The 22,785-nt window shown below is 43.4% G+C and carries 18 protein-coding genes, 1 other RNA gene and 1 other annotated feature; of the genes, 3 read left to right on the top strand and 16 right to left on the bottom strand.

All coding sequences use genetic code 11. The features are described from left to right. Positions 1-50 precede the first annotated feature (50 nt). Complete coding sequence (gene arr / locus CSV67_RS01475) at positions 51-467, bottom strand: NAD(+)--rifampin ADP-ribosyltransferase (RefSeq protein ID WP_099629850.1); 417 nt, start codon at positions 465-467, stop codon at positions 51-53. Between the two features lie 282 nt (positions 468-749). Then, positions 750-881 (bottom strand): protein YhfH, encoded by a 132-nt coding sequence (yhfH, locus tag CSV67_RS01470; protein ID WP_099629849.1) that lies wholly within the window; start codon positions 879-881, stop codon positions 750-752. 698 nt (positions 882-1,579) lie between these two features. Between yhfH and ilvA the strand changes: the two genes are divergently transcribed. After that, positions 1,580-2,848 (top strand): threonine ammonia-lyase IlvA, encoded by a 1,269-nt coding sequence (gene ilvA, locus CSV67_RS01465; protein WP_099629848.1) that lies wholly within the window; start codon positions 1,580-1,582, stop codon positions 2,846-2,848. A gap of 294 nt (positions 2,849-3,142) precedes the next feature. Next, complete coding sequence (locus CSV67_RS01460; protein WP_158232857.1) at positions 3,143-3,685, top strand: GDYXXLXY domain-containing protein; 543 nt, start codon at positions 3,143-3,145, stop codon at positions 3,683-3,685. Between the two features lie 46 nt (positions 3,686-3,731). Here CSV67_RS01460 and CSV67_RS01455 read toward each other — a convergent pair whose 3' ends face one another. From CSV67_RS01455 to CSV67_RS01400, 12 genes are all read right to left on the bottom strand, one after another. Next, positions 3,732-5,150, bottom strand: coding sequence for an NAD-dependent succinate-semialdehyde dehydrogenase (locus CSV67_RS01455; RefSeq protein WP_099629846.1), 1,419 nt, complete (start codon positions 5,148-5,150; stop codon positions 3,732-3,734). A gap of 14 nt (positions 5,151-5,164) precedes the next feature. Then, positions 5,165-5,932, bottom strand: coding sequence for a tRNA threonylcarbamoyladenosine dehydratase (locus CSV67_RS01450; protein WP_099629845.1), 768 nt, complete (start codon positions 5,930-5,932; stop codon positions 5,165-5,167). A 133-nt stretch (positions 5,933-6,065) separates the two neighbouring features. After that, positions 6,066-6,246, bottom strand: a non-coding RNA gene (gene ssrS / locus CSV67_RS01445) — 6S RNA. A 76-nt stretch (positions 6,247-6,322) separates the two neighbouring features. Beyond that, entirely contained in the window at positions 6,323-8,092 is a 1,770-nt protein-coding gene (gene aspS, locus CSV67_RS01440) for an aspartate--tRNA ligase (RefSeq protein ID WP_099629844.1), read from the bottom strand. A 499-nt stretch (positions 8,093-8,591) separates the two neighbouring features. Next, positions 8,592-9,854, bottom strand: a complete 1,263-nt coding sequence (gene hisS, locus CSV67_RS01435; protein ID WP_099629843.1) for a histidine--tRNA ligase — start codon at positions 9,852-9,854, stop codon at positions 8,592-8,594. Positions 9,855-9,928: 74 nt separating this feature from the next. Continuing rightward, positions 9,929-10,147: a binding site (T-box leader), on the bottom strand. A gap of 175 nt (positions 10,148-10,322) precedes the next feature. Then, positions 10,323-10,763 (bottom strand): D-aminoacyl-tRNA deacylase, encoded by a 441-nt coding sequence (gene dtd, locus CSV67_RS01430; RefSeq protein WP_099629842.1) that lies wholly within the window; start codon positions 10,761-10,763, stop codon positions 10,323-10,325. 15 nt (positions 10,764-10,778) lie between these two features. Beyond that, the gene (locus CSV67_RS01425; protein ID WP_099629841.1) at positions 10,779-12,977 is read right to left on the bottom strand and encodes a RelA/SpoT family protein; all 2,199 of its coding nucleotides are present in this window, start codon (positions 12,975-12,977) and stop codon (positions 10,779-10,781) included. A 149-nt stretch (positions 12,978-13,126) separates the two neighbouring features. After that, on the bottom strand, positions 13,127-13,639 hold the full coding sequence (locus CSV67_RS01420; protein WP_099629840.1) for an adenine phosphoribosyltransferase: 513 nt from the start codon (positions 13,637-13,639) through the stop codon (positions 13,127-13,129). After that, complete coding sequence (gene recJ / locus CSV67_RS01415; protein ID WP_483315694.1) at positions 13,630-15,984, bottom strand: single-stranded-DNA-specific exonuclease RecJ; 2,355 nt, start codon at positions 15,982-15,984, stop codon at positions 13,630-13,632. Before recJ ends, CSV67_RS01420 begins: the two co-directional genes overlap by 10 nt. A gap of 972 nt (positions 15,985-16,956) precedes the next feature. Continuing rightward, positions 16,957-17,316 carry a LapA family protein gene (locus tag CSV67_RS01410; protein ID WP_099629838.1) on the bottom strand — a complete coding sequence of 120 codons (360 nt, stop codon included), beginning with the start codon at positions 17,314-17,316 and terminating at the stop codon, positions 16,957-16,959. 72 nt (positions 17,317-17,388) lie between these two features. Next, the gene (gene secDF, locus CSV67_RS01405; RefSeq protein ID WP_099629837.1) at positions 17,389-19,656 is read right to left on the bottom strand and encodes a protein translocase subunit SecDF; all 2,268 of its coding nucleotides are present in this window, start codon (positions 19,654-19,656) and stop codon (positions 17,389-17,391) included. Positions 19,657-19,786: 130 nt separating this feature from the next. Then, positions 19,787-20,098 (bottom strand): post-transcriptional regulator, encoded by a 312-nt coding sequence (locus CSV67_RS01400; RefSeq protein WP_158232856.1) that lies wholly within the window; start codon positions 20,096-20,098, stop codon positions 19,787-19,789. A 131-nt stretch (positions 20,099-20,229) separates the two neighbouring features. Between CSV67_RS01400 and CSV67_RS01395 the strand changes: the two genes are divergently transcribed. Continuing rightward, positions 20,230-21,747 carry a putative polysaccharide biosynthesis protein gene (locus CSV67_RS01395; protein ID WP_099629835.1) on the top strand — a complete coding sequence of 506 codons (1,518 nt, stop codon included), beginning with the start codon at positions 20,230-20,232 and terminating at the stop codon, positions 21,745-21,747. Here CSV67_RS01395 and CSV67_RS01390 read toward each other — a convergent pair. Together CSV67_RS01390 and yajC are read right to left on the bottom strand one after the other, a co-directional pair. Continuing rightward, positions 21,744-22,379: a DUF421 domain-containing protein gene (locus tag CSV67_RS01390; RefSeq protein ID WP_099629834.1), complete on the bottom strand. Its 636-nt coding sequence runs from the start codon at positions 22,377-22,379 to the stop codon at positions 21,744-21,746. The genes CSV67_RS01395 and CSV67_RS01390 overlap by 4 nt on opposite strands. 108 nt (positions 22,380-22,487) lie before the next feature. Beyond that, positions 22,488-22,751 carry a preprotein translocase subunit YajC gene (gene yajC / locus CSV67_RS01385; protein ID WP_099630010.1) on the bottom strand — a complete coding sequence of 88 codons (264 nt, stop codon included), beginning with the start codon at positions 22,749-22,751 and terminating at the stop codon, positions 22,488-22,490. Positions 22,752-22,785: the final 34 nt, after the last annotated feature.

The following is a 22,785-nucleotide window of genomic DNA, read 5'->3' as shown; positions in this document are numbered from 1 at the left end:
GACTTTTACTTATGCTTCATTTCGGGATGTGCCTTAAGAGATATTAAGGATTAATCCAATATTACATCTTTGCCTGCTTCTTTTAACTCTTGTAATGAAGAAAGCATATGATTTATCTCTTCGTCGGAATGTCTTTCCCATGACTTTAATTCGGCTACTATTTTCAAAGGCGATTTAGACCTATAAGAACGTGTTGGATTTCCAGGAAATCGTTTGTCAGTTAAGTTTGGATCGTTTTCAAAATCAGCTAATGGCTCCACTATATAAATTCTTTCTTTTGATTTAGATCTTGCTAATTCAGCGCCCCATTTAGCCGCTTCTAATGTTGCAGTAAAATATATGTAATTGGACTTTTTATCTTGATAATTTGAAAGAAATTGTGGTTCTAATAAATCTCCAACTTTGAGTTCTGCTTTAGTTCCATGAAAGAAAGGACCACTATCTAAGACATCTCTTTTATCATTCATCCTGATACCCCCTATATATGTTAATTACATTCAAGTGATTTATTCACTCCTCCCGCTCTATCTACTCATTCTAACAGATCGTATAAGAGTGTGAAATGACATGATGTATCGTTAGGTTACTGTTGGGATGTTTTTCAGTTAAAACTTACATATAATCCGTATGCACACAGACTCCTAAATTTTTCTGCTAGGAAATCACTGCCTTATGCGAATTGCTTCCTTTACATGATTCCCAGAACAAAAAAATTCTATACCCCATATAAGGGAGCATAGAATTTTTTATTACTGTTCATGTCGTCCGACACAACGCTCACATTCGTACATTACAGACTCTTGCTTTTCCTTGAACTGGTTCCCACATTCCGTACAAACTTTCTCCACCATTTGTCTTTTCTGCTCTGTGTTCTTTTTCATCGTTCATTCCCCCATTCGGTTTTTTTAATTCGCTGTACTGATACAACAACTTTTATTAATACTAATATATAACAGAGTCGTCAGACTTGTCACTCTTTTCTGATGAGATGTGTTATTTTGCGATAGAATCCAAAAGAGCACGACGAATGAAGGGATTACAAAAAATGAAAGTCAAAATGGTATGTCAATATTGTGACATACCATTTTTTGTTTCTTTACATCAACACTCCATACACTATTACAGCCGCGATGATGACAAGAGTTATAACGAACACCGTCCATTGCATATTGTCTGGCTTTTCTGGTCTGCTATCCCATTTCTGCATGAATAAACGCTTCCTTTCTGGCTTGTTAGTTCCTTATTCATTAGTTTTCCCTTCTGTTTGCAAATTAAACACTACATAGTTGTGTACGGTCTGAAAAGAATACTGAATAAGTAATGCAAGAAACTATTTTTTTTAACGCTATTGTAGGATATGGATATATTTTCTTGCTATATAAATAAAATAAAAATTGATCTATCCAACATATTGAAAGTCCTTGCAAATTAAGTAATCGCTTACATTTCCAGATTGTTCAAAATAAAGTCACTATTCTCAAAGTAAATGCGCAATTTAGAACTTTCATATGTTCATTCAGTTTTTTTCATGTTATTATGAGTAAACGTTGACTCAATAACGGAGGTTAAATGATAAGTTATGAAGGTGAAAAAAATGGAAACTCCAAGTGTTCAAGTTGAAGATATCTTAATCGCTAATCAGCTACTGAAAGACGTCGTAGCTCATACGCCTTTACAGAAAAATGATCGTCTATCGGAAAAGTATGACTGCCATGTGTATATTAAGCGGGAAGATTTGCAACATGTCCGTTCCTTTAAATTGCGCGGTGCTTATTATAAGATGAAACGCATCGAAACAGAAGCACGTAAAAAAGGAATTGTCTGTGCGAGTGCAGGAAACCATGCACAAGGTGTAGCGTTCGCATGTGCAAAACTCGACATTGACGGCAAGATCTTCATGCCGCAAACTACTCCTAAACAAAAGATCAATATGGTGAAAATGTTCGGACGCGATCGCATTGAAATTATTTTAGTCGGAGATACCTTCGATGATTGTTTCGAAAGCGCGGTCGAATTGATGGAAAAAGAAAAGCGTATTTTCATTCATCCATTTAATGACAAGGATATCATTGCAGGCCAAGGATCAGTAGCTGTTGAGATCATGAATGATATCGAAGAACCAATTGATTACGTATTTGCAAGTATCGGTGGCGGTGGACTGATGTCAGGAATTAGCACATACATCAAAAACTTGTCTCCGCATACGAAGATGATCGGTGCAGAGCCAGCAGGTGCAGCTAGCATGAAGGCTTCTATCGACGCGCAAAAGATCGTACCGTTGGCAACGATTGATAAATTCGTCGATGGTGCAGCTGTCAAATGCGTAGGCAATCTGAATTACGACATTTGCAATAACTATCTTGAAAATATCGTCAGTGTCCCTGAGGGTAAAGTTTGTACGGCAATTCTCGATCTATACAATGAACACGCGATCATCGCAGAGCCAGCAGGTGCCCTTCCCATTGCAGCACTCGATTTCTATAAAAATGAAATCAAAGGCAAGTGCGTCGTCTGTGTGATCAGCGGTGGAAACAACGATATTGGTAGAATGCAGGAAATTAAAGAGAAATCGATGATTTACGAAGGTTTGCTGTACTATTTCCTCGTCGATTTCCCACAACGCGCAGGTGCACTACGCCAGTTTCTTGATGGTGTACTTGGACCAGATGATGATATTACCATGTTCGAGTATACGAAGAAGAACAATAAAGAGAGCGGTCCAGGGCTTGTCGGAATTGAAATTAAACACAAAGAAGACTACAACGGCCTGATTGCCCGCATGGAAAAGAACGGTTTTCCTTACAAAGAAGTGAACAAAGATAGTTCGTTATTTGGATTGTTGATTTAATAAAATACTGCCGCAAGAGTCATTACGACTTGTTGCGGCAGTTTTATGTTAGAAAATAGTGAATAAGATAGGCGCGTTGCACTTTGGACTCCGCGCCTTACTAAACACCCCATCAAAACCGCACATCACTCCTCCTTACCCATTCCACTCCCATGTATACATAACGATTGTGAAAGGTTTCCGAAATAAAAAAACTGGGTAATTAACTACTAAAACACACATAAACTGCACATGCTATCTGTACATAAGAAGAACACTTTTTATGAAAACTGCAGAATAGGCGGTGACTCCGAAATGGGACCCAAACATAGTAAATTCAGTATATCCATACTCTTCATAGTTCCCCTGCTACTATTAGCTAGTCTTACAATTCCTTACTTCACAACGATTCAAGACGGCACGGATATCTACCTTCAATCAGAAACCATTACCGAGCAAGATACTAATGAAAATTATGTCATGCTTCGCTACGACATCGAAAAAGTACCAAAGGAGCGCATGACTCCTAGTTTAGTGACCACATTAAAAAAACCAGATGAACTCGGTCAGACACGAGTATTTGGCGTATTGGAACAAAAAGACGGTGTCGCTGAATTGGTTTCATTAAGCGATAAAAAACCTGCTAAAGGTGTCTATTTAATGGGCTGGCTGGCGCAGACGACCGATCGAGAGTATCGCCAGAACGATCATTATATTGTGAATTTCGGTCTAGACCGCGTCTATATCCCCGATTTCGGCCATCGCGTTGCGGCAGAGAGTGTACAAAATCGCACGATGACAGCACATTTTAAAGTACTTGACGGCAATAGCATTTTACGCGAATTCCAAACCAATTAAAGAAGCAAAAAGGAAGAATACCGTTCTCCCTTTTTGCTTCCTTTAATTATAAACCCAGTGAGATATATTTAACTTCTAGATATTCATCCATACCTTGATGTCCACCTTCACGTCCAAGACCACTTTGTTTAAAACCGCCAAACGGTGCTTGTGGCGCAGATGGCAAGCCGTCATTCAAACCCACAATACCATATTCCAACGCTTCACACATCTGAATTCCCTGTGTGATATTCTCCGTAAAGACGTATGCTGCAAGTCCAAAAACTGTATCATTCGCACGCTCGATGACTTCCTCTTGTGTCTCAAACGTCGCAATCGGCAAGACTGGACCAAATGTTTCTTCTTCCATGCAAAGCATATCGTCAGTTACATCTTTCAAAACAGTAGGTTGGTAAAATAGACCTTTGATATGTTCACCGCCAGTAACGACTGTTGCCCCTTTGGATTTCGCGTCTTGCACATGTTCGTCCACTTTATCGATCGCATCCTGGTCAATTAACGGACCTATTACGACACCTTCTTCTTTACCGTCGCCGACTTTCAATTTCTCCGTTTCTTCTGCAATGCGCTTTGTGAATTTTTCAGCAATCGATGAATGAACATAAATACGGTTCGCGCAGACACACGTTTGTCCCGCATTGCGGAATTTCGCCGCCATGACACCGTTTACTGCTTTATCAAGATCTGCATCCGCCATAATAATTGCGGGTGCTTGTCCACCCAGTTCCAATGAAATCTTCTTCATCGTATCGGCTGCACCTTTCATCAACGTTTTACCGATTTCAGTAGATCCTGTAAACGTCAGCTTGCGCACACGACCGTCTTCCTGCCATGCTTCTGCTATTTCACTCGCACTGCCCGTTACGATGTTCAGCACACCGTCTGGAATACCTGCTTCTTGTGCTAGCTCTATTAAACGAATCGCAGTTAGCGGGGTTTGAGAAGCCGGTTTCATTACGACAGTACAGCCAGCTGCAAGAGCAGGACCCACTTTACGCGCAATCATTGCGGCTGGAAAGTTCCATGGCGTAATGGATGCAATGACGCCGACTGGTTGCTTTTGCACGAATAATCGCTTATTGAATTGCGTAGCGGGAATCGTCTCACCGTAAATCCGCTTACCTTCTTCTGCAAACCAACTGATGTATCCGTTTGAATAACGCATTTCGCCAAGCGCTTCTGCTAACGGCTTGCCTTGCTCAGTCGTCATAATTTCGGCTACACTTTGTTCATGTTTTTCAATCAACGCATGCCATTTCATTAAATACGCACTGCGCTCATATGCAGACAACGCTGCCCAGCCTGAAAAAGCCGCAGAAGCCGCATCTACAGCTTGCATCGCTTCCGCTTTTCCACCTTTAGGTACAGCACCGATTGTCTCACCAGTTGAAGGATTCACTACTTCGATTTGCGGTAGATCCGCACCAAGTCGCTTTCCGTTAATGATCATTTCGGTCGTTTCCATGGTTAACCTCTCCTTTATTTAGCGTCATTGACACGTTCTACAGGAATATCTGCCACTATATCATTTAATACCCAACTAGCGAGAATTAAACCCGCCACTGATGGGCAAAACGCGTTAGAAGCTGGAGGCATTTGTGCTTTTCGAATCGATGCATCGGCATTTCCAACCGTTTCAAGGACATCTTCGCGCACAACAATCGGACTTTCATCGGAAAATACAACAGGCACACCTTTAGGAATACCTAGCTTGCGCAAACGAAGACGTATCACTTTCGCTAATGGATCCGTATGGGTTTTCGAAATATCGGCAATTCGGAAACGCGTTGGATCGGTTTTATTGGCAGCCCCCATGCTCGAAATCACTTTAATTCCGCGCTCGACACATTGCTGGATCAAATGAATTTTATAGCTAATCGTATCCGATGCGTCGATTACATAATCCGGCTCGTACGAGAAGAATTCTTCAGACGTTTCTTCTGTGTAGAACATATGTAGATCGATGACTTCACACTCTGCGTTGATATCCGCAATCCGTTCTTTCATAACAGCGGATTTCGAACGCCCTACCGTCGATAAATAAGCGACCAGTTGGCGGTTGATATTGGTGACATCAATAGTGTCTTTATCGACCAAGATAATACGTCCAACTCCAGTCCGCGCGCACGCTTCAGCTGCGAATGAACCAACTCCGCCGACACCTAAAATTGCAACAGTCTTTCCTTTCATTCTCTCTACGCCTTCTTTACCTATCGATAATTCATTTCTTGAGAATTGATGTAACATCTCGATCGCATCCTTTATTATAAATTGTCTTCACTTTATACTAAAGCAGTCACCTGCTCTTACGCAACTACCTACATTTTAGACAGTAAAAAACCTTCTCGCTTATGCAAGAAGGTGAATAGTTGTTAGAAAGTGAAATCCCGACTGTGCCGTCTTTGAATATCGCTTTGAACCCGCTAATAGCAGGTGGGTGTCCTGTATAACTCTTTTGAGGTCCCGATTAAAGGCATGTCATCCAAGCTATAACGTTGAACTCCCGACGATAAGATGTTGGGTCAAAACTAATTTACAAATGACGAACACTTCAGGATTTCTACTAACCTCATCTTATCACACGCTTTTTTATAATTCAATCAATTTGAATAAAGTCTTTAAAAAATAGTTATTTACTCACTTTTTTACGGCTTCAGCAACCACTTTAATCCCGAGTTCTTTCAACTGGGCATCATCCACCGTACTTGGTGCTTCTGTCAATAGATCACTCGCACTAGCTGTTTTAGGGAACGCAATCGTGTCACGTAAGTTTGTAGATCCAGCAAGCAACATCACGATACGATCTAGACCGAACGCAATTCCGCCGTGTGGAGGTGTACCGTATTCAAACGCATCCAACAAGAATCCAAATTGCTCGCGCGCTTGCTCATCCGTAAAGCCAAGTGCTTTGAACATCGCTTCTTGCACATCACGTTGGTAAATACGCAATGACCCGCCACCTAGCTCATACCCGTTCAACACTAAGTCATAGGCTTGTGCCTTCACAGTTTCCGGGCTAGTTTTCAATTCTTCCACGTCGGCCGGCATTGTGAATGGGTGATGCGCTGCGTAGTAACGGCCATCTTCCTCGTCGTATTCAAATAACGGCCAATCCGTTACCCATAGGAAGTTATACTGAGACTGGTCAATCAGGTCTAATTCTTTTCCAAGTTTTAGACGTAATGCACCGAGTGAATCGGCTACAACAGATTTTTTATCTGCTCCGAATAAGAATAAATCTCCAGGTTCTCCGTCGCCAGCTGCTTTAAGTGCTTCGCCAATTTCTCCGTCGAAAAATTTTGCAATCGGACCATTGAGGCCGTCTTCCGTCACTTTCAGCCATGCCATTCCTTTCGCGCCATACACTTTTGCAAACTCGCCAAGTGCATCAATATCTTTACGTGAATACTTATCTGCCGCACCTTTAACGTTGATCAACTTCACCTGTCCGCCCGCTTCAACTGCGCCAGCGAATACTTTGAATGAAGAGTCTTTGACGATTTCCGATACATCCGTCAATTCCATTCCAAAACGAGTGTCTGGCTTATCTGAACCGAAACGCCCCATTGCTTCATCATATGGAATGCGTTTAAACGGAGTTTCAACATCCACTTGTTTAACATCTTTCATTACTTTCTTGATCAAGCGTTCGTTAAGTTCCAAAATTTCTTCGATTGACATAAAACTCATTTCCATATCAATTTGCGTGAATTCCGGTTGACGGTCAGCACGTAAATCTTCATCACGGAAACAACGAGCGATTTGGTAGTAACGGTCGAAGCCGGATACCATCAATAACTGCTTAAACAACTGTGGTGACTGTGGCAAAGCGTAGAATTCACCTTCGTGAACACGGCTTGGCACTAAATAGTCACGTGCGCCTTCAGGCGTCGATTTCGTTAGAATCGGTGTTTCTACTTCCATGAATCCTTCGTCATCCAAGAAGTTACGTACGGTTTTTGTAATGTCTGAACGCATTTTAAACACTTTTGCAAGCTCAGGGCGACGCAAGTCTAAGTAGCGATACTTCAGTCGTGTTTCTTCGCCTACATCCGTTTCGTCTTCGATTGTAAATGGCGGATTTTTCGCTTCGTTAATGACTTTCACTTCTACCACTTGTACTTCAATTGCACCCGTTGCAATGTTTTTGTTCTTTGTACGCTCTTCACGTTCGATGACGAGACCTGTTACTTCGATGACGTATTCGTTACGCAATGTTTCAGCGATTTCGAGTGCTTCTTTTGAGATGTCCGGGTTGAAGACCGTTTGGACGATGCCTGCACGGTCGCGGACGTCGATGAAGATGAGCCCGCCTAGGTCACGGCGCTTCTGCACCCAGCCTTTGAGCGTGACTTCTTCTCCGATTTGTAGTTCCGATAAGTTCCCACAATAATGTGTGCGTTGCATAGTGACTACACTACCCTTCTGATGTATGAGTTTGTTTTTTGTTTTTATTTAATGTAAGAATAAGTAGAAAGTAAAATTAGTGTTGTGGTTGGGGATTTCCGTTCCGAGCGGACGCTTTCCTGCGGGCATGGCTTGAGCCTCCTCGTCCGCTTCGCTACCTGCGGGGTCTCAAGGCTCATGCTATTCCCGCGGGAGTCGCCGCTCTGCACTCCAATCCCAAATTAGAACAATGAAATACGTTGTAACTGTACTTGAATTTGATTTTGTAATTGTATTATAAAAAAGTACAAGAACAGTAAAAGAATTCGCTTATTGACTTTAGTAACATTTTCTACTACCTAAAGTCTTTTTGCAGGATTGGAGCGTAAGAGGGGCGACTCCCGGAGGATCAGCCCGACAGGTGAGACAACCAAAGGAAGCGTAGCGACCTGGTTGGCTCACCGCGGGCCCTCGGGAAGCGTCCCCTCTGGAGCGCAAATCCCACACCCTATCTATGCACTTACTTTTTCAATTCCTCAATCAATTCTTCAACCGGAACTCTTTTCTGCTCGCGGTCTGCCATGTTTTTCAGCTGGACGACGTGTTCGTTCACTTCGTCTTCGCCTATGACGATGACGTGGTTTGCTTTCAAGCGGTCAGCGGATTTCATTTGGGCCTTCATCTTGCGGCCCATGTAATCCATCTCGCTGCGTAAACCGTTCTCGCGTAGATTGCCGAGAATCTCGAAGCCTTTTTCTCGTGCTGCGTCGCCAAGAGTGACGATGTAGACATCGAGTGAAGGTTCGTCTGTAAAGGACTTTTCTTCCGCTTCCAGTGCGAGTAAAAGCCGCTCGATGCTGAGAGCGAAGCCGATACCCGGTGCTGCCGGGCCACCGATTTCTTCAGCAAGTCCATTGTAACGTCCGCCCCCACAAAGTGTGGTGATTGCACCGAAGCCTTTAGACGTACTCATGATTTCGAATGCGGTGTGGTTATAGTAATCCAGTCCACGCACAAGATTCGGATCGTATTCGTACTCGATACCTGCAATGTCCAAGTAATTCTTTACTTTCTCAAAGTACGCGCTTGACTCTTCATTGAGATAATCAGCAAGTGAAGGTGCTGTTTTCATCAATGGGTGTTCTCTATCCACTTTACAATCCAGAATTCGCAATGGATTCTTCTCGAGACGGTTTTGGCAGTCCGAACAGAATTCCCCAATATTTGGGCTGAAGTGTGCAATCAACGCTTCGCGGTGTGCATCGCGTGATTCTTTGTCGCCAAGTGAATTCAATACGAGTTTGATATCAGAAAGACCCGTTTTCTTATAAATGTTCATTGCCAACTCGATTACCTCTGCATCAATGGCTGGATCATCACTGCCGATTGCCTCTACGCCGAACTGGACGAATTGACGGTAACGGCCAGCTTGTTGACGCTCATAGCGGAACATCGGACCCGTGTAGTATAGCTTCACAGGCTGATCAGCGTAGCCAAACATTTTGTGTTCGACGAATGAACGCACGACAGGCGCTGTGCCTTCCGGGCGCAATGTCATTGAGCGATCTCCTCGATCGGTGAATGTGTACATTTCTTTTTGCACGATATCTGTCGTGTCGCCGACCGTGCGCTGGAATAATTCCGTTTGTTCGAAAATTGGTGTGCGGATTTCCTTGTAGTTGTAGACATCACAAATCGAACGAGCAATCTTTTCAACGCGCTGCCACTTCCAGGAAACGTCAGGAAGAATATCCTGTGTACCGCGGGGAACTTTAAAATTCATTAGTAAAACTCCTTTCGATGATCTGATAATGGGTGAACATTCCGAGAACACAAAAAAGCTCCCATCCCTAATAAAACAGGGACGAGAGCTTGTAGCTTCCGCGGTTCCACCCAAATTGACACACAAGTGCCCACTCGAATCCGGATAACGGCCGGTTCCGTCCACGCCTACTAATTTCAGCATGAATCCTCCGTGGTGTTGTTCGCTTTACGGTTCTGTCAGGGAATTTCAGCCAAGTTCCCCGTTCTCTTTCCAGCCTATAGTAAAGGTATTTTCCACATCATTGGTGTATGAATTAATTCGATTACTATCTATGTTAGTCGTAACCACTACTACTGTCAACTTCTTTGGCGAATTATATATATTGGTTGGAATTGGAAAGTGCTCATACAAAACCTATTTCCGCTCTATTGATATCCATAAGCGTTCTATCACGACCCACAATCGCTCATAGACGCACCACTTCACTTACCTAGATTCAATCATCAACGTCACGGGACCATCATTCGTCAACTGCACGTCCATCATCGCACCAAACTGTCCTATTTCAACGTGAAGTCCGAGACCGCGCAACTGTTCATTGAAGTATTCCCACAAAGGTTCTGCTACATCGGTTTTCGCCGCCTCAATAAAGCTTGGACGACGCCCTTTTTGAACGTTGCCATACAAAGTAAACTGGGAAACAGACAGAACCGCGCCATCTACTTCTGTGATTGAACGATTCAATTTCCCTTCGTCGTCTTCATAGATCCGCAAGCCGACGATTTTATTGGCAAGATAGTTGGCATCTTGTTCGGTATCGTCATGCGTGATGCCGACGAGCAACACATAGCCAGTTGAAATCGAGCCTGTAATGTCCCCACCAACTGTTACGGAAGCGTCTTTCGCACGCTGTAATAAAACTCGCATGTTCACACCTCCTATTTAGTTCATGACCCGTTCTACGGAATAAACGTCTTTGATTTGTTTAATCTTATCCACGGTGCGTTGCAAATGCGCGATGTTTTGGATCTTAATCGACATATGGATATGCGCGATATCATCCTTATCCGCTTTGCCACTCACTGCGATAATTGGCGTATTCATATCGGCGACGACCATCATCACTTCGTTGAGCAAACCTTGTCTATCGAATGCGGAAATTTCAATATCCACTTGGAATTCTTTGCGAACTTGATCGTCTGGCAATGCCCATTGGACCTCTATGATACGTTCTTGCTGTCCTTGCTCAGACAATACGTTCGGACAATCGGTACGGTGTACGGAAACGCCACGGCCACGTGTAATGAAACCGACGATTTCATCGCCTGGTACCGGGTTACAGCACTTCGAAATACGGATCAGCATATTGTCGATGTCTTTGACGATTACGCCTGATTCCGTCTGTTTCTCTGGTTTTGGCGTTTGAATGTCCGAGACGATTTTATCAATCGTTTCTTTTTGCACGCGTTCCTTGCGCATTCGCTCAGCTAGGCGATTAACCACTTGTTGCGCGGTAATGCCACCGGAGCCGACTGCAGCATATAGATCTTCTTCAGAGGTAAAACTGAATTTATCAATGGTGCGCTGCATATTTTCTTTACTCAACGCTTCTTTGATATCATACTCTTCATCTTTCAGTTCCTTCTGAATCATCTCGCTACCTTTGTCGATGTTCTCGTCACGCAATTGCTTCTTAAAATATTGGCGAATTTTATTTTTCGCTTGCGATGTATGGGCCAGTTTCAACCAGTCACGACTTGGACCAAACGACTGTTTAGAAGTCAGAATCTCTACAATATCACCTGTCGACAATGACGAATCGAGCGGTACGATTTTACCATTCACTTTCGCCCCGGTTGTCCGGTTTCCAATTTCGGAGTGCACGCGATAGGCAAAGTCAATCGGAACCGACCCTTGGGGCAATTCGACAACATCCCCGTCCGGTGTAAATACATACACCATGTCCGAAAATAAGTCGAACTTCAGTGACTCCATAAATTCCTGAGCATTGGACGATTCATTTTGAATTTCCAATATTTCACGGAACCATGTCAATTTCGAATCAATATCACTCGCTAGTTTAGCGACTTGTTTACCTTCTTTATATGCCCAGTGAGCTGCCACACCAAATTCTGAAATCCGGTGCATTTCTTCTGTCCGAATTTGTACTTCGAGTGGATCTCCTGCAGGTCCGACAACTGTTGTATGGATGGATTGATACAAATTTTGTTTCGGCATCGCGATATAGTCTTTGAATCGTCCTGGCATTGGCTTCCATAATGTATGAATGATTCCAAGTGCCGCATAGCAGTCTTTAATGCTTTTCACGACAATACGTACCGCCAGTAGATCATAAATTTCATTGAATTCTTTCTTCTGGATAACCATCTTTTGATAAATAGAATACAAATGCTTCGGTCTGCCATGAATTTCTGCGGCGATACCCATTTCATCCAGTTCGACGCGCATCTGATTCATGACGTCTTTCAAATACTGTTCGCGTTCCGTCCGCTTTTGCTTCATCAGATTCACGATACGATAATATTGTTGCGGATTGGAATAGCGCAACGCAATATCTTCGAGTTCCCATTTGATCGTGGAAATTCCGAGGCGATGTGCGAGTGGTGAGAAGATCTCCAATGTTTCTTCCGACACTCGACGTTGTTTCGCTGCCGGAACATGCTTCAATGTCCGCATATTATGCAGACGGTCCGCAAGTTTAATCAAAATGACACGGATATCCTGTGCCATCGCGATAAACATTTTGCGATGATTTTCCGCTTGTTTTTCTTCATTGGACTTAAATTTTAACTTATCGAGCTTCGTTACACCGTCAACAAGCATCGCGACTTCATCACCGAATTCACGAATAATGTCTTCGCGGCTTATTTCGGTATCCTCTACCACATCATGCAAGAAGCCGGCTGCGACCGTTTCCGGATCCATTTGAAGACCCGCTAAAATTCCCGCGACTTGAATCGGATGGTTGATATACGGTTCACCTGAAGTCCTAAACTGTCCTTCATGTGACTTTTCAGCCATTTCATATGCCCGTCTAATGAAGTCGACGTGTTCTTCGTTCATATATTTGGCGACCAGGTCGTATATGTCTTGCTCTGTCAGGTCTTGATTTTTCGCCATCGACTTACCCCTTTCATCCTATTCCGTAAATATTTAGAAAATATTTTTTAGTAGTATATGTATATTATCACCTATATGTAAAGCGAATCAAACCCAGTGCCTATATTTATATAACAAGAATCCTCCGCATTAAGCGAAGGATTCCCCTATCAGTACGTAATTAACGCCTTGATGTTTTCATTCGTCAACTTTTTTCGGCCGTTCAAGTACGATAGTTCGATCAAGAATGCACAGCCTGCTACTACACCGCCAAGTTTCTCAATCAATTCGACTGTTGCACCGACCGTACCGCCAGTTGCAAGTAAATCGTCGACAATAAGCACTCGTTGACCTGGTTTGATAGCATCTTTGTGAATCGTTAACTCATCTTGTCCATACTCTAAGTCATAAAATACCGAGATGGTTTCACGTGGTAATTTGCCAGGCTTACGAACCGGTGCAAAACCGATTTCAAGCGCATAGGCAACAGGACAACCAATGATGAAACCGCGTGCTTCCGGTCCCACGATGATATCTACGTCCAATCCCTTCGCATACTCGACAATTTGGTCTGTCGCATACTTATATGCTTCTCCGTTATCCATGATCGTCGTGATGTCTTTAAAGCTCACACCCGGTTTCGGATAATCGTCTACAGTCGTTACAAACTTTTTTAAGTCCACAATTTTTCCTCCTCAACAGCTTCCGTCTCACGCAAAGAGTCGAATACGTTCTTTAAGTCCTGATATGGAGCATAAAGCAATAACTCTTCTAGTTTGATCTGCTGTTGGCGTTTTTTATAAGATGGCGCTTCTGCCAAATCACGTTTGCCGGCAGAAGTAAGCATCGTCACCTTACCATTCTCTAGTGTAACAAATTCTAGTTCATAAAACACTTTTGTCATAAACTTTATCACATCTTTTTTCCAACCTTTATGTTTGGAAAGCATATCGATTTGATTGTATATATCAAATGTCTCACGTTTCTTCAAAAAGCTGTAATACCAACCAAATTGTTGGCGATCTGGTATTTTTTCGAAGTACATCGAATCATGCACATGCAAATGAAGATACACTCGGTCAGCAAGCGTTGCGCCCATCACTTGCTTCAACTGTTCTTCTGCCTGAGGCATATCGAGCAATACGATAGCAGAAGATGGCTGAAGGGTATCGCGTCCAACTAAAGCAATCGAAATGTCTTTAAAGAACGGAGTAAAATGTTGGATGGCTTCTTCACTGAACGCAATAAATTGGGCTTGATCCGGAATCATCGGTAACCATCTAGCAGGCTCTCGGATTCCACGGTAATCGAATAACTGCCACTCGTCACACTTCATATCTTCGACAAGTAGCTGTGCTTTCTTATTACCGTTCCATTCATTAATCTGTAAATCACCTGTCAAACTCAGCTTACTTTGCGGTGCCATTTCGTCAGCCAATGCCCCCGCACCGAAATATATTGCATCTAGCCGCTCATTACGATCGCCCATTTCAAGCTTTAAATGATCTTTCGCCGAACCGATTTTACGGACAGAGATCGTGTCAAGCTGTTCCAATAAGAAAACAGGTTTCGGGAATCCCATTCCGAACGGCCGGATTTTTTCGAGCGCTTCGATAGAGGCAATATCTATTTCATCCAATGCTAGTGGTACATCGATGGATAAAATAGGTTGCAAATCCTCTTTCCTCAATACTTCTTTCGCCTGCTCATTTAAATTCGAACGCAATAATTCGACGTCCTCTATTTTCAATGACATCCCAGCAGCCATCGCGTGACCTCCGAAGTGTGGCAGAATCGATGCATTTTTCGAAAGTTCCTTATACAAATCAAAGCCCTCAATACTGCGAGCGGAACCTTTCGCCATTCCCGTTTCACGTTCGAGCGACAAAATGATTGAGGGACGGTAGTATTTCTCCGTCAGTCTCGAAGACACGATGCCCACGACACCTGGATTCCAGCCTTCACCTTCTATGACTAGCACGTGAGGCACATTATCGCCATAACAAACTTCCACTTGCTCTTGCGCTTCCTTTGCAATTTCTTTCACTAATTGTTGCCGTTCTTTATTCAAATCATTCAATTCTTCCGCAATTCCCAATGCTTGCTGCTCATCTTCCGCCTTTAATAAATCAACCGCTGGATCAGCATCACCAAGTCTGCCCGGTGCATTTAGGCGGGGACCGATCGTAAAACCGATCGTTTCTTCCGATAAAGCATTCTGCTCATGACCGCTCACTTGCATCAACGCCTTAATGCCAGGACGTTGTGTTCGGCGTAATCTGCGGATTCCTTCTTTCACCATATACCGATTTTCATCTTCTAACGGTACCAAGTCCGCGATCGTACCGATAGCTACGAATTCCAACAAGTCTAGCGGTGGCTCTCCTAGTAAGGCAGAAGCTAGTTTGAACGCCACACCTACACCCGCGAGTTCCCCGAATGGATAATTGCCTTCCGGATGACGCGGGTGAATAACCGCATCCGCATCAGGTAGGACATCGCCCATTTCATGGTGGTCCGTCACGATAATCGTCATTCCAAGCGACTTCGCGAATGCAACTTGCTCAATGCCTGAAATTCCGTTATCTACTGTGATCAGAACTTCTGTGCCTTCTGTATGTAGTTGTGCAAAGAAGTCGCTGTTTGGTCCGTAACCGTGTTCAAAACGGTTCGGGATGGCAAAGTTCACTTTTGCACCGAGACGTTCGAGCGCTGTCATGAGCACCGTGACGCTTGTTACGCCGTCCGCGTCATAATCTCCAAATATTGTAAGTTGCTGTTGTGTATCGATAGCATGCTGGATGCGATCGACGGCTTTTTGCATGTCATGTAATAAATAAGGATCATGCAAGTTGGACTCGTCCATATACAAGTACGCGTTTGCTTGTTCGCTTGTGGTAATTCCGCGTGCGACAAGTATTTTCGTCAGCATCGTAGAAAGCTTCAAGTCCTTTGCTAGCAGGTTGACGAGTTCTTCATCTGGCGGATCGATTTGCCATCTTTTTTTTGATTGTATCAATGCTTTCACATCCTCTGTTCTTATTATAGCTAATGTGGGTGGAGACTAAAAGGAAACGGGATGGAAAGATGGGGAGTAAGAACAGGATAGCATCGTTTTCCTCCTATAAGATCTGCAGAGGTAGTGATATAAAGAGTGAGAGATAGCAGTTAGCGTCATAGGCATAGTAGGCTGTTGCTCGAGTGGGCTTGGATTTGCGAATTTGAGAGTGCTGTAGTTGTACTTGCGCTACTGAGTGGTCATGATGTAGATTGTGGTTCTAGCAAAATAAGAAATTTTGTATATTACCCAACAGAGAAATCCTTATGGCAGAGCGACTACGCGGATGCCGGTCTTGCTCACTTTTTGTTGGGGACGTGGCTCGACTGATTATCTGGTACTAAAATTAGCGAGCGTTCACTTTCTAGACTCGCGCAGGCACGTGGGGGATTGCCTCCAGCCCTGAGCCAGCTGGCGATAGAGCTGCCAGTTGTCTCAGGGCCACGGCCTACCCCGCAGTTGTGCCTGCGCTACTGCGGGGTAATGATATAAGTTGCGGTTCTAACAGAAATAAAAACAGCGACATTGTGATACCTATCACTTATTTCTTGCGAGTGAAGTGTATGAACTGTCCTACACACAATCTAACGAAGGCGCCTGCTGTGGTAGGTGAAGCAAGGAGACAACCAGGCGCAATTCCTGTCTCGCTCCTTGCGAAAGCCATCCACCAGCGTCATAGTGGGGACAATGAAAGCCCCGCCTCCATTGCCAGCAAAATCACAACCCAGCTCCGCTTATTACGCACTCCTAACAGAAACATAATCCAACAAGCACTTAAGCACTTAATCGATAAAAAACAACTACCAGCACTGCCCTACACACTTTCCAACGAAGGCCATCGCCCTGCCACTTCTTACTTCCCAACTAAAAGCACATTAAAAGAAACAACAGCAAAAAAGCCACAACAAGTCGCCAATCGCGACCTACTGCGGCAACACCTATTCAATACAACTCTCGCGGCGGAACAATCTCCGCCTCAACTAACGGTGGCTCCATCAACGCGTCGATTCGGTCCTCCATCTCCTGCATCTGCCTTCGCTGCGCAGTCAACTCCTTATCCTTCAATTGCAACTGTTTCTCCAATTCCTTAACACGTCGTCCATTTCGGTAGGACTTATAAATAGCAAAGAAACCACTAATAATCGCACCAAGCAATGCTGACCCAAGAATAATCAACACCAGCGGAATCATCTCCGTGCCAAAAAAATAATTAACTGGAACAGATTCTACATTAAAAACAGCAAATAATGCAATGAACACAGCAAATAACAAACCGACTAAAACCGTCCACTGAAATTTCATATTGATCGTTCCTCCATTCAAAAAAGCAGGATATACCGAAGTATACCCTGCTTTGAATATGGTTCAAACGTATTACACAACCGGTTCGTCTGAGCCCCATTGTTTTTTCTCTTTTTCTACTTTTATTCCACCATTCTTCAAAATTTGCTTTCTCTTTAAATCAAACCAAAGTTGTGCAGAGATGAAGATGGAAGAATACGTACCTGCAAGTAAACCGATCAATAATGCGATGGAGAACGGTCGAATCGATTCTGCACCAAGTGCCATTAATGCCACTACAACGAAGACTACTGTCAGAACTGTGTTTACTGAACGGCCAAGCGTCTGTCGCAATGATTTATTGACAATCGTTGCCAATTCTTTCTCTTCGCTAATATGCTTCGAGCGATTCAAGTTCTCACGTATTCTGTCAAAGGTGACGATCGTATCGTTAATGGAGTAACCGACAATCGTCAGTACCGCCGCAATGAATGTGATATCTACTTCGAGTCGCAAGATACTAAAGACGGCAATCATGAAGAACGCGTCATGTAGTAAACCAATAATCGCCGCTAGACCCATACGCCATTCAAAACGTAACGCTACATAGATGATGATCCCAAGAGCCGCAAATGCCAGTGCATAAATCGCATTACGCACGAGCTCTTTACCTACCTTATTGGAAACTGTTGAAACGTTCGGCTCTGAACCAAATGTTTCAGATAACTCTTTTTTGATCTTATTGACTTCTTCTTGTGTGAAGTCTTCTTTATATCGTGCAACCGCAATGTTCTTTGCATCGCCCGAAATGACGACGTCAGACGTTGGGTGGCCGATGTCTTCAAGAAGATTCGTTACTTCCGTCTCATCTAGCTGTTGTTCAGCAAGTATTTCCACACGTGTACCACCGGCAAAGTCGATCCCCAAGTTGAGCTTAAAGACACCGAGCATGATCGCACCGACAATTAATAGGATAATAGAGAGTGTATAGAAACGTTTTCTTGAATGAACGAAATCGAAACGGTCGAATTTGGTTGTGAGATCAAGTGTCTCATAGCCTTCATCTGCCGAATGAAGATGTTTTTTGTTCAATCCGAACCAGCCAACTTTATTGTCGAGGTATCCACTGTGAACGAGTAGTCCGAGCAATAGACGCGATCCCCAAACCGCTGTCAGGAAACTGACCAAGATACTAATGATGAGCATCGTTGCGAACCCTTTAACAGAGCTTGTCCCGAAAACGAACAATACGACTGCCGCAAGAATTGTCGTGACGTTCGCATCGAGTATTGCGGCGAACGAAGACTTCGCTCCGGCTGTGAAGGACGTTTTAACTGATCTTCCGACACGTAATTCTTCTTTGATCCGCTCATAGGTAATGATATTGGCATCGACTGCCATACCGACCCCAAGCATTAATGCTGCGATACCAGGGAGCGTCAACACCCCATTGATCAATGTAAACACTAGCAAAATCAAAAAGATATAAACAGACAAAGTGACAACTGCCACAATCCCTGGCAAACGGTAATAGAGTACCATAAAGATAAAGATTAAGCTGATACCGACAATTCCAGCAAATATCGTTTTATCCAACGCTTGTTCACCGAATTGCGCACCAACAGAAGTCGAGTAAATTTCCTCTAAATGAACAGGTAATGCACCTGCGTTCAAAATACCAGCCAAGTTTTTCGTCTCTTCAATAGTGAAGTTTCCTGAAATTTCGACATTTGAAGAGTTGATTGTGCTAGAAACATACGGAGCCGAAATAAATGCGGGTTCCGGTTTTGCAGCTTCTTCAGCAAAGGAGTTTTCACCTTCAATGAAGTCCATCCAAATAACTAGCACGTTGTTTGGCTTCATGGCCGCAATTTCAGATGTAACTTCTCCAAATTTATTTGGATCTTTCATTTCCAATGTAACAACAGGATTGTTATTTTCATCGAAATTGGCTTTTGCTTTACCTGCTTTCAAATCATTACCGTCTAGCATCAATTTGTCATCCGCATTACGGAAGGAAAGATTGGCTTGAGTGGATAATAATTCGCGGGCAGTTTTCTGATCTTCTACCCCAGCAAGCTGAACTCGGATTCGGTTGTTTGATTCGATTTGAATGCTTGGTTCATTTACACCGAGCACGTCAATACGATTCGTCAATGCACGGGCCGTATCGGCAACCGTCGACTCCGTAATCTTTTGTCCTTCTTTCAATGGTTCCACTTGGTAAAGAACTTCGAAACCACCCTGCAAGTCAAGACCAAGCTTGACATCTTTTAAAATCGGACTCGTCGTGGAAAATATCGTTGATGCCAAAATGACGATAAGCAGCAAAAACGCGACGATCCTTCCTCTGTTTTTCATATTTCCTTTTCCCCCTCATATACTAGAGCGGCATAGCACCTGTTATGTACTTTCTTCTCTCATTGTACAACATACCAATTATGAAACAGTAGGTTGTCCGTGTCAAATACTTCATGATAAGAATTGCAAATCAATCCATTTTTTTGGGCGAAAATAACACAGACCATTCTTCTTCACTCAATTCCAAAACGTCTTCACTGTTCCGTTGAGCCTCTGTTTGCGTATGGGTCATGAACTGTGCCGCAGTAATTGCCAAAACATCTGAAATCATTTCATACGAACGCATTGCAGAAACTTCTTTTTTCCGCCACTTCTTCTCCACTAAATATTTCAGTAAATCTTCTTCCGTAATCTCCGAGTAGCCATAAAACGTCAATTCTTGCTTTTTGCTTTCTAGTGCAGGGAGCAACTGTCTGTATAAATCTGTCAACTGTTGATCCAATGCCACTTCCCCCCTCGTGAATAGTTCCGGAATAAAGTTAATTATATCACATACACTTAACTATATTTGGGTTTTGCACAAGCATTCGTATTATATCCGAAAACGTGGCAAATCAGAAGGAGTGGTGTAGGGTGTCATCATTTATTCGGGGGACGATCTTTTTGATGGCGGCCGTGTTTTTATCAAAATTACTCGGCTTCGTCTATCGAATTCAATTTATGCGGGTTGCAGGAGAAGAAACCGTCGGGATCTATATGACCGCATACCCGGCGTTCGTCTTTTTCCTTTCCTTAGTACAGCTTGGCGTACCCATTGCGATTGCGAAGGTCATAGCGGAAATAAAAGCGCAAGGTGGTACGGTACAATTACGACAAGTTATGAGAACAGCCACATTTATCACCATTTTATCCGGTGCAGTCTTCATTCCCGCATGTATTCTGTTCATTCCTTTTCTAGCCGAGACTTTACTTGGTAACAGCGCGACTTCCACTGCGTTATATGTAGCCCTCGCCATCGTACCTATCGCTTCACTTGGTGGGTTAATCAGAGGATATTTCCAGGGGATTTCCCGTATTGAAGAAACTGCCTGGGCACAAGTCATCGAACAAATCTTCCGGATTTTATTGATCACATGGATGCTTCCGTACATTCTAGCTCCTAACGATCCGATGATGAATGCAGCGTATGCTATGGCGGTGACATTCCTCGCTGAAGTCGTATCGGTACTTTATCTTCTGTACAAATACCGTCAGCAGCAAAAGAAAGAACCGAAGCCACAAAAAAAAGAACCGCGTTATCCGATGGAGCCCATTCTTGAAGTGGCACTTCCATCGTCAGGCAGTCGTCTATTTGGGACGTTCACATGGTTCCTTGAGCCTATTATCTTTTTACGCGCTCTCTCTATGGCAGGCGTCGGAACAGTAGCCGCAACATCCTTGTACGGAGTAATTTCCGGGGTACTTATTCCGCTTTTATTGTTTCCCGCATTCATTCCGTATGCATTATCTGTCGTGCTCGTTCCAGCGGTCAGTGGCGCAGCCGCTTCTAGTAACGTCAAAAAGTTGCAAGAACGTATTCATTTAGCATTGCGTTTATCCGCCTTAACGGGCGCATTTGCGGCTACAGTTTTTTATATGCATGGGCAAGCACTTGCTGAAAAACTGTTCCACATTGTAGATGGCGGCAGCTATATGACATTGCTTGCACCGATCTTCTTCTTTTATTATATACAAAGTCCACTTTACTCGATTTTACAAGCGACGGGCGATGCGAAAGCCGGTATGATGAACTCGGTTTACGGGGGGATTGCAAAACTTGCGGTAATGTTCATCTTGGCATCGCAACCAGGACTTCAAGAAACTGGCGCAGTTCTCGCAATTGGTTTCGGTGTACTCGTTACATCTTTCCTGCATATTGCCACACTCCGTCAAAACAAATCGACTGCCACTGGATTTTCGATGTTCGCGATGACCTATATCGTATTCTTGCTAACCGTCATCATCCGCCCGATTTTCATTCCTGTCGGTTCGCATCATCTATTTATCGAATGCTCCATTACGTCGGGCATCCTGTTCGCTTTATTATTGCTGACAAGACAAATCAAAACACAGGACTTTGTCATGCTACGAAATTTAGTTAAACGCTATTAATCACGTTTCAATTGTACTCGTATTTGCCCTTGTTCATATGAGCAATAGAAAATCCTACTCAAATCGGTGATATTTCTTGCATGCAACTCTCGCAACAGCCATTCTTCCGTCTTGCCGATCAACTCCAGGTGTTCGGGCTGAATTTCACCGTCGAGCACGATTCCGACAATCGGCAAGTCACCGTCTTTTGTGAATACAGATAAATTTCCGGAAGATTCGAGATACGCAAACGTTACATTGTGAATCGAACCGACTTGATTTTCGCGTAATTGTTGAAACAAGTCATCGAGATTATAACGCTGTTTACGCATCTCTTCTTCTTGAATTACCCCATGTCGAATAATCAGCGAAGGATCGCCATCGACTAGATCTCGAAACTTTTTACTTTTTAAAGAAATCATCGACGAAATATATTGAATGATCAGCAATAGAAGTATAGGCAGGACCCCTTTGATAATCGGTTTATCGGGAGATTCCACAATCATCGCAGCTACTTCCGCCATGATAATGAAGACGACGATATCGATAACACCCAATTCACCGACTTCTCGTTTCCCCATAATACGCAATGTTACAAGAAGAAAAACATATAAAAATACCGTACGTAATCCGATGATGAGCAACTCGTGCACAGTCTATCTGCCTCCTTCACACTTAGTGTGCCGGCAGATCTTTTTTCTATACGTACACAAACAAAAAAGCGGCAATCTATGGATATACCACTAGATAACCGCTTTTACTTATGACGCTGTTACAACTCTGCCTACTGCTTGCTTGTCAAAACGCAAAACTGTAGTGTCAGATACACGCAAGAAAACAGAAGTCTCATCTACTGCATCCACAGTTCCGTGAATACCACCGATTGTCACTACTTCGTCTCCACGTTTTAAACTAGTTTGCATCTCTTTCGCTGCCTTTTGTCTCTTTTGAGCAGGACGAATGAGTAAAAACCACATAATAGCTACCATGATTACTAGTGTAAAAATACCACCGTATTGTTCCATCATTATACATTTTCCCCCTTCCTGATGCATCATT

Origin of the sequence: Sporosarcina sp. P2, assembly GCF_002743255.1 — a bacterium.
In the GTDB taxonomy this organism is placed as follows: domain Bacteria; phylum Bacillota; class Bacilli; order Bacillales_A; family Planococcaceae; genus Sporosarcina.
The sequence above is the reverse complement of the archived record's forward strand: the minus strand, read 5'-3'. Positions and strand labels throughout refer to the sequence as shown.